The 12,556-nt window shown below is 68.0% G+C and carries 10 protein-coding genes; 2 read left to right on the forward strand and 8 right to left on the reverse strand.

The annotated features are described in order from the left end of the window. Window positions 1-29 precede the first annotated feature (29 nt). The 5 genes from CFB39_RS03535 to CFB39_RS03555 form a co-directional block, all read right to left on the reverse strand. Window positions 30-728: a YggS family pyridoxal phosphate-dependent enzyme gene (locus tag CFB39_RS03535; RefSeq protein WP_089473210.1), complete on the reverse strand. Its 699-nt coding sequence runs from the start codon at window positions 726-728 to the stop codon at window positions 30-32. A gap of 131 nt (window positions 729-859) precedes the next feature. After that, on the reverse strand, window positions 860-2,086 hold the full coding sequence (gene glcF, locus CFB39_RS03540) for a glycolate oxidase subunit GlcF (protein ID WP_089472177.1): 1,227 nt from the start codon (window positions 2,084-2,086) through the stop codon (window positions 860-862). Window positions 2,087-2,376: 290 nt separating this feature from the next. Continuing rightward, window positions 2,377-3,465 carry a glycolate oxidase subunit GlcE gene (gene glcE, locus CFB39_RS03545; protein ID WP_089472178.1) on the reverse strand — a complete coding sequence of 363 codons (1,089 nt, stop codon included), beginning with the start codon at window positions 3,463-3,465 and terminating at the stop codon, window positions 2,377-2,379. A 185-nt stretch (window positions 3,466-3,650) separates the two neighbouring features. Beyond that, complete coding sequence (locus tag CFB39_RS03550; RefSeq protein ID WP_089424543.1) at window positions 3,651-5,144, reverse strand: FAD-linked oxidase C-terminal domain-containing protein; 1,494 nt, start codon at window positions 5,142-5,144, stop codon at window positions 3,651-3,653. 41 nt (window positions 5,145-5,185) lie between these two features. After that, a complete protein-coding gene (locus CFB39_RS03555; protein WP_089472179.1) occupies window positions 5,186-6,595 on the reverse strand; it encodes an FAD-binding oxidoreductase in 1,410 nt (469 codons plus the stop codon). Window positions 6,596-6,768: 173 nt separating this feature from the next. On the opposite strand from CFB39_RS03555, the gene CFB39_RS03560 reads away from it, so the two are divergent. Together CFB39_RS03560 and hmpA are read left to right on the forward strand one after the other, a co-directional pair. After that, a complete protein-coding gene (locus tag CFB39_RS03560) occupies window positions 6,769-7,320 on the forward strand; it encodes a cob(I)yrinic acid a,c-diamide adenosyltransferase (protein ID WP_089472180.1) in 552 nt (183 codons plus the stop codon). Between the two features lie 92 nt (window positions 7,321-7,412). Next, window positions 7,413-8,621, forward strand: a complete 1,209-nt coding sequence (gene hmpA / locus CFB39_RS03565) for an NO-inducible flavohemoprotein (protein ID WP_089472181.1) — start codon at window positions 7,413-7,415, stop codon at window positions 8,619-8,621. Between the two features lie 76 nt (window positions 8,622-8,697). Here the strand turns inward: hmpA and aroG are convergent, their stop codons facing one another. From aroG to CFB39_RS03585, 3 genes are all read right to left on the reverse strand, one after another. Further along, complete coding sequence (gene aroG, locus CFB39_RS03570) at window positions 8,698-9,771, reverse strand: 3-deoxy-7-phosphoheptulonate synthase AroG (protein WP_089424547.1); 1,074 nt, start codon at window positions 9,769-9,771, stop codon at window positions 8,698-8,700. A 403-nt stretch (window positions 9,772-10,174) separates the two neighbouring features. Next, window positions 10,175-11,641, reverse strand: a complete 1,467-nt coding sequence (gene tldD / locus CFB39_RS03580; protein ID WP_039361365.1) for a metalloprotease TldD — start codon at window positions 11,639-11,641, stop codon at window positions 10,175-10,177. Window positions 11,642-11,726: 85 nt separating this feature from the next. Further along, window positions 11,727-12,554 (reverse strand): carbon-nitrogen hydrolase family protein, encoded by an 828-nt coding sequence (locus CFB39_RS03585; protein WP_089472182.1) that lies wholly within the window; start codon window positions 12,552-12,554, stop codon window positions 11,727-11,729. Window positions 12,555-12,556: the final 2 nt, after the last annotated feature.

The raw sequence follows: 12,556 nt of genomic DNA on the forward strand, positions 1-12,556 counted from the left end.
GAACGGAAAGGCGTAAAAGGGCGTGGCGTTCAGTGCGAGTAATCGCGCGCGCCGAAGATCGCGGTGCCGACGCGCACGATCGTCGCGCCTTCGAGCACGGCCGCGTCGAGATCGGCGGACATGCCCATCGACAACGTGTCGAGCGGCAGGCCGTCGGCACGCAACGTGTCGAACAGCGCACGCAGCGCACGATGCGGCGCGCGTTGCGCGTCGGCGTCGCCGGCCGGTTCGGGAATCGCCATCAGCCCGCGCAGCCGCAGCGACGGCAGCGCGGCGACCGCGCGCGCAACCTCGGCCACGTCGGCCGGCGCAACGCCGCTCTTCGACGCCTCGCCGCTGATGTTCACCTGCACGCAGATGTTGAGCGGCGGCAGGTGCGCGGGGCGCTGTTCCGACAGGCGCTGCGCGATCTTCAGCCGGTCGACCGAATGGACCCAGTCGAAGCGTTCGGCAACCGGGCGCGTCTTGTTCGATTGCAGCGGCCCGATGAAATGCCATTCGAGGTCCGCACGCAGGTCGGCGAGCGCGTCGATCTTGTCGATCGATTCCTGCACGTAGTTTTCGCCGAAGGCACGCTGCCCGGCCGCATGCGCGGCGCGCACGTCGTCGGCGGGAAACGTTTTGGACACGGCGAGCAGCGACACGGTGGCGGGATCGCGGCCGGCCGCGCGGGCGGCGTCGGCGATGCGGCGATGAACGGAGGCGAGACGGGCGGCGAGATCGGACATGACGGGCACGAAAGCAGGCACGGAAGCGGGCATGGTGCGGATGCGCCGCGGCACGCGACGCATCGATTCGCCCATTATACGGACGCCGTGCGCGAGGCCCAGCGTCCCCCTGTCATTCGTATGAGCACGCGCTAGCCGTACAGCAGATGCTCGACGAGCTGGATCCAGTGGGTGACCGGAATCTGCGTGCCGCTTTGCAGGTGCGCGATGCAGCCGATGTTGCCGGAGACGATCATCTGCGGTTCGAGCGCCTGCAGCTTCAGCAGCTTCTGCTTGCGCAACCGGTACGACAGCGACGGCTGCGTCAGCGAATAGGTGCCGGCCGACCCGCAGCACAGATGGCTGTCGGCCGGCAGCCGCACGTCGATGCCGAGCGTCTCGAGCAGGCGTTCGACCTTGCCGCGCGACTGCTGGCCGTGCTGCAGCGTGCACGGCGGGTGGTACGCGACCGTATGGATCGCGCGGCGCCGCGCGAGCGTCGCGAGTTCGGCCTCGAACGCGAGCAGCACGTCGGAGATGTCGCGCGTGAGCGACACGATGCGCTGCGCTTTTTCCGCGTAGGCCGGGTCGTCGCGCAGCAGGTGTGCGTATTCGAGCACCGTCGCGCCGCAGCCCGACGCATTCATCACGATCGCCTCGACACCCTGTTCGACATGGGGCCACCATGCGTCGATGTTGCGGCGCGCGTCGTCGAGCGCTTCGTCGTGATAGTTCAGGTGCAGGCGGATCGCGCCGCAGCAGCCTGCGTCGGGCGAGACGACCGTCTCGATGCCGAGCGCGTCCAGCACGCGCGCGGTCGCGATGTTGATGTTCGGCAGCATCGACGGCTGCACGCAGCCGCCGAGCATCAGCATCTTGCGCGTATGCGTGAGGTGCGGCCATTCGAGCAGCCGCGTGCGCGGCGGCACCTTGTCGCGCAGCCGCTTCGGCAGCAGCGGCCGCACGTGCTGGCCAAGCCGCATCACCGGCGAGAACAGCGCCTCGTTCGGCACCAGGCTCGCGAGCAGGCGGCGCACGAGACGCTGCTGCACCGGGCGCGGCACCTGCGCCTCGACGTGCTTGCGGCCGATCTCCACGAGCCGGCCGTACTGGACGCCGGACGGGCAGGTCGTCTCGCAGCTGCGGCACGTGAGGCAGCGGTCGAGGTGCTGCTGCGTGCTGCGCGTGACGCTCGCGCCTTCGACCATCTGCTTGATCAGGTAGATCCGGCCGCGCGGGCCGTCGAGTTCGTCGCCGAGCAACTGGTAGGTCGGGCAGGTCGCGGTGCAGAACCCGCAATGCACGCACTTGCGCAATATCGCGTCGGCTTCGTCGCCGTCGGGCGTATTGCGGATGAAATCGGCGAGGTTCGTTTGCATCGAGCTTAGGGTCTGTTTACCTATGGAACGCACATGCGTTGCCCCGAGAACGGCCGCTCGCGAGGCGCGCGACGCCGCGAATACTGACGTATTCGCAAGGAGCGCAACGCGGCGAGCGGCCGTTCTCGGGGCAACCCCAAATTAAAAAAAACATGTCACGGGAATGCCCGAAATCGCCCGTATGGCGGCGTCGCTCGTCGCTTGTTTGGCTCGGCCAAACGGCGCTCCTCACTTCTTGCCCTACGGGCGATTTCGGGCATTCGCATGTGCGTTCCATAGGTAAACAGACCCTAAAGATCGGGGTAGAGCCGGCCGCGGTTGAAGATGCGCGCGGGATCGAACGCGGCCTTCAGCCCGCGGTGGATTTTCATCATCGGCGCGGGGAGCAGCGTGAACACGCCCGCGCTGCGATCGTACGCGTCGCCCGCGCGGAACAGCGTCGCGTGGCCGCCGGCCTGCTTCGCGCTCATTCGCACGGTCTGCGCGTCGGCGTCGGTGATCCACCAGCGCTGCGCGCCACCCCATTCCATCAGCTGGGTGCCGGGCAGGTGCATCGGTTCGGTGATCGACGGCAGCGCGAGGCGCCACAGCGCATAGCCGGGCGGGATGCCGTTGAAGAACGGGTCGGTATGCTCGCGCAGGCCGGCCCAGAAGCGTTCGGCCTCGACCGCGTCGACGACTTCGCCGCCGAGCAGCGTCTTCGCGGATTTCACGGCCGCTTCGGCGCCCGACAGGCGCAGCACGAGCGTGCCGTTGCGCCAGCCGCTCGCGCTGACGGGCAGCGGATGGCCGCCCCATTCGTTGAGCTTGCGCACCGCGTCGGTCGCGGTCATCTCGAACTTCAGCGTGACTTCGGCGACGGGCATCGGCAGCACCTTGAGCGACAGGTCGAGCATCAGCCCGAGCGTGCCGAGCGCGCCGGCCATCAGCCGCGACACGTCGTAGCCGGCGACGTTCTTCACGACCTGGCCGCCGAAGCGCAGCATTTCGCCGCGGCCGTTCATCAGCGTGACGCCGAGCACGAAATCGCGCGGCGCGCCGCAGGTGGCGCGCCGCGGGCCCGCCAGGCCGGCCGCGACGCAGCCGCCGACGGTGGCCGCGCGGCCGAAGTGCGGCGGCTCGAACGGCAGCATCTGGCCGCACTCGGCGAGGACGGTTTCAAGCTGCGCGAGCGGCGTGCCCGCGCGGACCGTGACGACGAGTTCGGCCGGGTCGTACGACACGACGCCCTGAAACGCGCGCGTGTCGAGTATTTCGCCCTCGAGCGCCTGGCCGTACCAGTCCTTGGTGCCGCCGCCGCGAATCCGCAGCGGCCGGCCGTCGGCACTGGCGGCGCGGATACGCTCGGCCCATCCGGCGACGATGTCGTCCTCTTCCATGTTCTGTTGCTGCCTCGACTTGTTGTTCGGTCGATTGTACCGGGGTGGCGCGAATCCACATCGCGACTATCCCTAAGCCCCGTATTGCAGGCCGCATGCTTGCGCCGTCGCTCGAACGGGCCGCGCGGGCGCGGCGCGCCGCCGCGACCCGCCCGTCGGCACGGGCCGCGTACCGGGGGTGAGGCTCAGAAACGCGGCAGGTCGGGGTGCGGCAGCAGCCCGCCGCGCACGTGCTGGCGGCCGTACTCGGCGCAGCGCGCGCGGGTCGGGATGCCCTTGTCCGGGTTCAGCAGCCCCGCCGGATCGAACGCGCGCTTGACCGCGAAGAACGCGTCGCGCTCCTGCGGCGAGAACTGTACGCACATCGAATTGAGCTTCTCGATGCCGACGCCGTGCTCGCCCGTCACGCTCCCGCCGAATTCCACGCAGCATTCGAGGATTTCCGCGCCGAATTGCTCGGCACGGTGCAGTTCGTCCGGATCGTTCGCGTTGTACAGGATCAGCGGATGCATGTTGCCGTCGCCCGCATGGAACACGTTGATGCAGCGCAGCCCGTAGCGCGTTTCGAGCTGTTCGATGCGCGCGAGCAGCGGCCCGATCGCGCGGCGCGGCACGGTGCCGTCCATGCAGTAATAGTCGGGCGAAATACGGCCGGCGGCCGGGAACGCGTTCTTGCGGCCCGACCAGTAGCGCAGCCGCTCGCTCTCGTTGCGCGATACCTGGATGCGCGTCGCACCGTGCTCGCGCAGCACGGCCGTCATCCGCACGATCTCTTCCGCGACTTCCTCCGGCGTGCCGTCCGATTCGCACAGCAGGATCGCCTTCGCGTCGAGGTCATAGCCGGCATGCGTGAAGGACTCGACGGCCTGCGTGGCCGGCTTGTCCATCATTTCGAGCCCGGCCGGGATGATCCCCGACGCGATGATCGCCGCGACGGCCTCGCCGCCCTTGACGACGTCGTCGAAGCTCGCCATCACGAGCTGGGCCGTTTGCGGCTTCGGGATCAGTTTCACCGTGACCTCGGTGACGATCGCGAACATCCCTTCGCTGCCGATCATCACGGCGAGCAGGTCGAGGCCCGGCATGTCGAGCGCGAGCGAGCCGAATTCGACGATCTCGCCGTCGATCGTCACCGCACGCACGCGCATCACGTTGTGCACCGTCAGCCCGTATTTCAGGCAGTGGACGCCGCCGGAATTCTCCGCGACGTTGCCGCCGATCGTGCACGCGATCTGCGACGACGGATCGGGCGCGTAATACAGGCCGTACGGCGCGGCGGCTTCCGAGATCGCCAGGTTGCGCACGCCGGGCTGCACGGTTGCCGTGCGGGCGTAAGGATCGACTTCGACGATGCGCGTGAAGCGCGCCAGCGACAGCACGACGCCGAGCGCCATCGGCAGCGCGCCGCCCGACAGGCTCGTGCCCGCGCCGCGCGGCACGATCGGCACTTCCATGCGGCGGCAGATCTGCACGATCCGCTGCACCTGCGATTCCGTTTCGGGCAGCGCGACCGCGAGCGGCAGGCGGCGGTACGCGGACAGGCCGTCGCATTCGTACGGCGCCGTGTCTTCGTCGCGGTACAGCAGGCAGTGCGTCGGCAGCACGGCCATCAGCGCCTGCACGACTTCGCGCTGACGCTGCGCGCGAGCCGCGCTCGACAGTTCGACGGGAGCGTTCATGGGGTCTCCTGCAGCAGGCGGCGCGGCATCGCGCCACCGTGTCAGCACGTGAAAATCTTGCCCGGATTCATCAGGTTGCGCGGATCGAGCGCGAGCTTGATCGCCCGCATCGTGTCGATCGCGTTGTCGCCGTGCTCCTTCGGCAGGAAGCGCATCTTGTGCAGCCCGACGCCATGCTCGCCCGTGCAGGTGCCGCCGAGGCGCAACGCGCGTTCGACGATCCGGTCGTTGATGTGCTCGGCTTCCGCGATTTCCTCGGGCTTGTCGGGGTCGATCAGGATCGCGACGTGGAAATTGCCGTCGCCGACGTGGCCGACGATCGGGCAGGGCAGCGACGACGCGCGCAGGTCGACCTCGGTTTCCTCGACGCACGCGGCGAGCTGCGAGATCGGCACGCACACGTCGGTCGTCACCGCGCGGCAGCCGGGTTTCAACTGCAGCATCGCGAAATACGCGTTGTGACGGGCCGCCCAGAGCCGGCTGCGGTCCTCGGGGCGGGTGGCCCATTCGAAGCCCTGGCCGTTGTTCTGGCCGGCGAGCGCCTGCACGAGTTCGGCCTGTTCCTTCACGCCGGCCTCGGTGCCGTGGAATTCGAAGAACAGCGTCGGCGCTTCGGTGAGCGTCAGGTTCGAATGGCGGTTGATCGAGCGCACGGCGAGCGCATCGACGAATTCGACGCGCGCGATCGGCACGCCGATCTGGATCGTCTCGATCACGGTGCGCACCGCGTCGCCCATCGACGGGAACGTGCAGATCGCGGCGGATACGGCTTCGGGCAGCGGATGCAGGCGCAGCGTGATCTCGGTGATCACGCCGAGCGTGCCTTCGGAGCCGACGAACAGGCGCGTGAGGTCGTAGCCGGCCGACGACTTGCGGGCGCGCGAGCCGGTTTTCACCACGCGGCCGTCGGCGAGCACGGCGGTCAGGCCGAGTACGTTCTCGCGCATCGTGCCGTAGCGCACGGCGTTGGTCCCCGACGCGCGCGTGGCGGTCATCCCGCCGATGCTCGCGTCGGCGCCCGGGTCGATCGGGAAGAACAGGCCGGTGTCGCGCAGCGCTTCGTTGAGCGCCTTGCGCGTGATGCCCGGCTCGACCGTCACGGTCAGGTCTTCGGCGTTGATCGACAGCACGCGGTTCATTTCCGACAGGTCGAGCGAGACGCCGCCGCGCACCGCGAGCAGATGGCCCTCGAGCGACGAGCCGGCGCCGTACGGGATCAGCGGGACGCTGTACAGCGAGCACAGCGACACGACTTCGCGCACGTCGTCCGCGCTGTGCGCGAACACGACGGCGTCGGGCAATTGCGGGTCGAACGGCGATTCGTCGCGGCCGTGATGGGTGCGGACGGCGTCGGCGGTCGACACGCGCTCGCCGAAGGCGGCGCGCAGCGCATCGAGCATGGCAGGGGGAAGGGGGCGGCGCGTGGCGGCCGGCTGGGCAGGGTGATTCACGTACGTCTCCTTGTCGATCCGGGTGAGTGCGTTGGCACCGGCCCGGCTCCCGTGCTGCAGGGTTTCGGCCCATTCTACGCTGTAACGCCCGCTGCGCCCGCCTCCGCGGGCTGCGATAATCGCGTTTGAACGCAACCGGGCCGCCTCGCGGCCACGCACGAGAGGATATTCGCATGGGCAACCGCTTGAGCAAGATCGCCACGCGCACGGGCGACGATGGCACCACCGGGCTCGGCGACGGCCGGCGCATCGGCAAGGACGACATGCGGATCGCCGCGATCGGCGACGTCGACGAACTGAACTCGAACCTCGGCGTGCTGCTCGCCGAAACGCTGCCGGACGGCATCCGCACGGCGCTCGTGACGATCCAGCACGACCTGTTCGATCTCGGCGGCGAACTGTGCATACCCGGCCATACCGTGCTCGACGACACGCATCTCGCGCGTCTCGACCGCTGGCTCGCCGACTACAACGCGACGCTGCCGCCGCTGAAGGAATTCATCCTGCCGGCCGGCTCGCGCGCGGCGTCGCTCGCGCACGTGTGCCGAACCGTATGCCGCCGCGCGGAGCGTTCGATCGTCGCGCTCGGGCGCACCGAGACGCTCAATGATGCGCCGCGGCGCTACGTGAACCGGCTGTCGGACCTGCTGTTCGTGCTGGCGCGCGTGCTGAACCGCACCGACGGCGGATCGGACGTGCTGTGGGAGCGCGGTCGCGTCCGCTGACGGTTTGCCCCTTTGACGCACTGCGACAATTTGCCCGAGGGGCGTCCATTTTTAAAGATGTATTGTGTGTGCATGTTTAACGGAGAACGAACATGACCCACATCACCGCTGACCAGATGGCTCGCGTGAAGGCCACTGCCCCTGTCCTCGCCGTGCACGGCGCGACGATCACGAAGCACTTCTACCAGCGCATGTTCGCGCGCCATCCGGAACTGAAGAACCTGTTCAACCAGACGCACCAGAAGACGGGCAGCCAGCCGGAAACGCTCGCGAAGGCCGTCTACGCGTATGCGGCGAACATCGACAACCTCGGCGCGCTGGGCGGCGCCGTGACCAGGATCGCGCACAAGCACGCGAGCCTGAACATTCGCCCCGAGCATTACCCGATCGTCGGCGAGAACCTGCTCGCGTCGATCGTCGAAGTGCTGGGCGACGCGGTCGATGCCGAGACGCTCGAGGCATGGCGCGTCGCGTACGGCCAGCTCGCGCAGATCCTGATCGGCGTCGAGGCCGACCTGTACGCGGGCGCCGCGTGGAGCGGGTTCCGCCCGTTCAAGGTCGAGCGCAAGGTGCGCGAAAGCGACGAGATCACGTCGTTCTACCTGACGCCGGCCGACGGCGGCGCGGCGCCGACGTTCGAGCCGGGCCAGTACATCACCGTGAAGCGCTTTGTCGGCGACCTCGGCGTCGACCAGCCGCGCCAGTACAGCCTGTCCGACGCCCCGCACGGCAAGTGGCTGCGCATCTCGGTGAAGCGTGAAGCCGGCAAGCCGGAAGTCATTCCGGCCGGCAAGGTGTCGACGCTGATGCACGACGGCGTGGAAGAGGGCGCGATCGTCGAAGTGACCGCGCCGATGGGCGAATTCTCGCTGAAGCATGGCGTCGAGACGCCGGTGGTGCTGATCTCCGGCGGTGTCGGCATCACGCCGATGATGTCGATGGCGTCGACGCTGATCGCCGAGGGCAGCCGGCGCGAAGTGCGGTTCGTCCATGCGTGTCGTTCGGGCGCGGTCCACGCGTTCCGCGACTGGCTGAACGATACGGTGCGCGACCATGCGAACGTCAAGCGCACGGTGGTGTACGAGCTGGCCGGCCCGAACGATCGCGCGGGCATCGACCACGACCTGGAAGGGCGCCTCACGCCGGAACGCGTGCAGCAATACGCGCTGGTGCCGGACGCCGACTACTACATCTGCGGCCCGATCGGGTTCATGAAGGCGCAGCGTGACGCGCTCGTCGCGCTGGGCGTCGCGCCGGAACGCGTGAACACCGAGATCTTCGGTTCGGGCGCGCTCGAGTGATGCGCGGGCGGATCGCCTCCCGCCAATGCAAAAGCCCGGCGGGAGCCGGGCTTTCTTGTTTTGGCAGGTGAGGCGATCAGTTCCCGCTGCCGCGCGTGACGCGACGCGCCTTCACCGATTCCGCGAGGCCTTCGAGCACCTTCACGCTGTCGTCCCATGCGATGCACGCATCGGTGATGCTCTGGCCGTAGGTCAGCTCACAGCCTTCCTTCAGGTCCTGGCGCCCCTCGACGAGATGCGACTCGATCATCACGCCGACGATGCGGGCGTCGCCGGCCGCGATCTGGCGGCCGATGTCGGCACAGACGGGGATCTGGTTCTCGTGCTTCTTCGAGCTGTTCGCGTGGCTCGCGTCGATCATCAGGCGCGCGGCGAGCCCGGCCTTGCCGATGTCCGCGCACGCGGCGTTCACGCTGTCCGCGTCGTAGTTCGGCGCCTTGCCGCCGCGCAGGATCACGTGGCAGTCCTCGTTGCCCGCCGTCGACACGATCGCCGAATGGCCGCCCTTCGTCACCGACAGGAAATGGTGCGGCTGCGACGCTGCCTTGATTGCATCGACCGCGATCTTCACGTTGCCGTCGGTGCCGTTCTTGAAGCCGACCGGGCACGACAGCCCCGACGCGAGCTCGCGGTGCACCTGCGATTCCGTCGTGCGCGCGCCGATCGCACCCCACGAGATCAGGTCGGCGATGTACTGCGGGCTGATCATGTCGAGGTATTCGGTCGCGGCCGGCAGCCCCATTTCGTTGATCTGCAGCAGCAGCTCGCGCGCGGTGCGCAGCCCTTCGTTGATCTTGAAGCTGTTGTCGAGGTGCGGATCGTTGATGAGGCCCTTCCAGCCGACCGTCGTACGCGGCTTTTCGAAGTACACGCGCATCACGATTTCCAGTTCGCCCTTGAAGCGCTCGCGCTCCTTCACCAGCCGGCCCGCGTATTCGATCGCCGCCTTCGTGTCATGGATCGAGCACGGCCCGATGACGACGATCAGCCGGTCGTCCATCCCGTGCAGGATGCGGTGCATCGACTGGCGCGAGTTGTAGATCAGCTCGGACGCGGCTTCGGAGCACGCGAATTCGCGGATCAGGTGGGCGGGCGGCGTCAGTTCCTTGAGTTCGCGAATGCGGACGTCGTCGGTGTTGTGCGGGGGCATGCTGTTTCTCCTTGGTTCCGGGCGCGGTTCGGTCAGTGCGAGTGCGCGTGCGGCAGATTCATCAATTCAAGCGATTCAGTGGTTTCGGTCGGGGCCGCGGGACCGCTGCGGCGGCGACCGGGTGGCGAAGGGCGAAAAAAAACCGCCGGGTTCGCCGGCGGTTTTTTCGGGAATTTCGGTTGCGCTTTACGCGCCATCAACCCTCTCGATCCGCCAGCGGTCTGAGATACCAAAAAAAGTAAAAGTAAAACTTGGCGGACATGACGGAGATTCGGTTCGTCAAAAAAAGTTGATTCGGAATTTATACCCCGTCGCCGGTCGGCTGGCAACCGGGAGACGTCGAAAATGCGGACATTCCGCGCGTTTTATTCAAAATGCGCGGAATGTCTGCGCCGCGATGCGGTTATGCCGTACCGCCGACCGTCATCCTGTCGATCCGCAGGGTCGGCTGGCCGACGCCGACCGGCACGCTCTGGCCTTCCTTGCCGCACACGCCGACGCCCGAGTCGAGCGACATGTCGTTGCCGATCATGCTCACGTCCTTCAGCGATTCGGGGCCGCTGCCGATCAGCGTCGCGCCCTTCACCGGGTAGGTGATCTTGCCGTTCTCGATCATGTACGCCTCGGACGCCGAGAACACGAACTTGCCGTTCGTGATGTCGACCTGGCCGCCGCCGAAGTTCACCGCGTACAGGCCGTTCTTCACCGACGCGATGATTTCCTGCGGATCCTTGTCGCCGTTCAGCATGTACGTGTTCGTCATGCGCGGCATCGGCAGCGCCGCGTACGACTCGCGCCGTGCGTTGCCGGTAACCGGCATCTTCATCAGCCGCGCGTTCAGCGTGTCCTGGATGTAGCCCTTCAGGATGCCGTCCTCGATCAGCGTCGTGCACTGCGTCGGGTTGCCTTCGTCGTCGATGTTCAGCGAGCCGCGGCGGTTCGGCAGCGTGCCGTCGTCGACGACGGTCACGCCCTTCGCGGCAACCCGCTCGCCGATCCGGCCCGCGAATGCCGACGAGCCCTTGCGGTTGAAGTCGCCCTCGAGGCCGTGGCCGATCGCCTCGTGCAGCAGCACGCCCGGCCAGCCCGGTCCGAGCACGACCGTCATCGCGCCGGCCGGCGCGGGGCGCGCATCGAGGTTCACGAGCGCCGCATGCACGGCGTCGTCGACGTAGCGCGACAGCACGTCGTCGGTGAAGTAGCCGTAGTCGAAGCGGCCGCCGCCGCCGCCGGAGCCGATCTCGCGGCGGCCGTTCTGCTCCGCGATCACCGTGACCGACACGCGCACGAGCGGACGGATGTCGGCCGCGAGCGCGCCGTCGCTGCGGGCGACCAGCACGACGTCGTATTCGCCGGCGAGGCCCGCCATCACCTGCGTGATGCGCGGGTCGCGGCCGCGTGCCATCTGCTCGATGCGCTCGAGCAGCTTGACCTTGGCCGTCGCGTCGAGCGACGCGAGCGGATCGGACGGCAGGTACAGGTCGCGGCCCGAGATGCCCTTCAGCGACGATGCCGCCTTGATCTTCTGGCGGCCGCCGCCGGCCGCCGCGATCGCCTTGGTGGCGGCAGCGGCTTGCGCGATCGCTTCCGGCGACAGGTCGTCGGAATACGCGAACGCGGTGCGGTCGCCCGCGACCGCGCGCACGCCGACGCCCTGGTCGATGCTGAAGCTGCCCGATTTGACGATGCCTTCCTCGAGGCTCCACGCTTCGCTGCGGGTCGCCTGGAAGTACAGGTCCGCGTAGTCGACGCGATGCGTGAAGATGTCGGCGATCGTGCGCGTGAGCAGGCTTTCGTCGAGGCCGTACGGCGTGAGCAGGATGTCCTTCGCCAGCGCGAGGTTGCGGATGCCGGGTTCGATGATGTTCATGCGGATATCGGGGTTTCTCAAAAAGTTGTCGGGTGCTTCTGGGCAGATGGGTTGGCCGCGCGGCGTTTCAAGCGGCGCGGCGGATTCAGGTCAGCACGCGGTGCCGCCACGCGGGCAGGCTCTGGCGCACGTCGGCGATGCGTTGCGGATCGATCGCGCCGAGCACGACGCTGGCGCCCACGTCGCGGACCGCGACGATCTCGCCCCACGGGTCGATCAGCATGCTGTGGCCCCAGGTGCGCCGGCCGTTCTCGTGCTTGCCGCCTTGCGCGGCCGCGAGCACGTAGCACTGGTTCTCGACGGCCCGCGCGCGCAGCAGCGTTTCCCAGTGCGCGCGGCCCGTCGTATACGTAAACGCCGACGGGACGACGATCAGCGTGCAGTCGCCCATCCTGCGATACAGCTCCGGAAAGCGGAGATCGTAACAGACCGACATGCCAACCCGCCCGAACGGCGCGTCGAACGCGACGACCGTATCGCCCGCGCGGATCGTGCGCGCCTCGTCGAACGACTCGTCGCCTTTCTCGAAGTTGAACAGGTGGATCTTGTCGTAGCGTGCGGCTTCGTTGCCGGACGGATCGAACACGAGCGTCGTGTTGAGCACGCGATCGGGTTCCGGCGCCTTCAGCGGCAGCGTGCCGCCGATCACCCAGACGCCGTGGCGACGCGCGGCGTCCGCGAGGAAGCGCTGGATCGGGCCGTCCTGATAGGGTTCGGCGAGCGCGAGCTTGTCGGTGTCGCGGTGGCCCATGAAGCAGAAATACTCGGGCAGCAGCACGAGCTGCGCGCCTTCGCCGGCGGCTTCCGCGATCAGGCGGCGGGCTTCGGCGAGATTGCGCGCGACGTCCGGCGTGCTCACCATCTGCAGCGCGGCGACCTGGAAGGGCGTGGCGGAACGGGTGTGGTCGGTCATCG

The organism is Burkholderia sp. AU6039, assembly GCF_002223365.1.
Classification (GTDB): Bacteria; Pseudomonadota; Gammaproteobacteria; order Burkholderiales; family Burkholderiaceae; genus Burkholderia.

What these genes read in the sequence shown, in the direction of transcription:
- CFB39_RS03535 (WP_089473210.1), bottom strand. Translation starts at nt 728, where the DNA reads ATGTCCGATCTCGCCGCCCGTCTCGCCTCCGTTCATCGCCGCATCGCC.
- glcF (WP_089472177.1), bottom strand. Translation starts at nt 2,086, where the DNA reads ATGCAAACGAACCTCGCCGATTTCATCCGCAATACGCCCGACGGCGAC.
- glcE (WP_089472178.1), bottom strand. Translation starts at nt 3,465, where the DNA reads ATGGAAGAGGACGACATCGTCGCCGGATGGGCCGAGCGTATCCGCGCC.
- CFB39_RS03550 (WP_089424543.1), bottom strand. Translation starts at nt 5,144, where the DNA reads ATGAACGCTCCCGTCGAACTGTCGAGCGCGGCTCGCGCGCAGCGTCAG.
- CFB39_RS03560 (WP_089472180.1), top strand. Translation starts at nt 6,769, where the DNA reads ATGGGCAACCGCTTGAGCAAGATCGCCACGCGCACGGGCGACGATGGC.
- hmpA (WP_089472181.1), top strand. Translation starts at nt 7,413, where the DNA reads ATGACCCACATCACCGCTGACCAGATGGCTCGCGTGAAGGCCACTGCC.
- aroG (WP_089424547.1), bottom strand. Translation starts at nt 9,771, where the DNA reads ATGCCCCCGCACAACACCGACGACGTCCGCATTCGCGAACTCAAGGAA.
- tldD (WP_039361365.1), bottom strand. Translation starts at nt 11,641, where the DNA reads ATGAACATCATCGAACCCGGCATCCGCAACCTCGCGCTGGCGAAGGAC.
- CFB39_RS03585 (WP_089472182.1), bottom strand. Translation starts at nt 12,554, where the DNA reads ATGACCGACCACACCCGTTCCGCCACGCCCTTCCAGGTCGCCGCGCTG.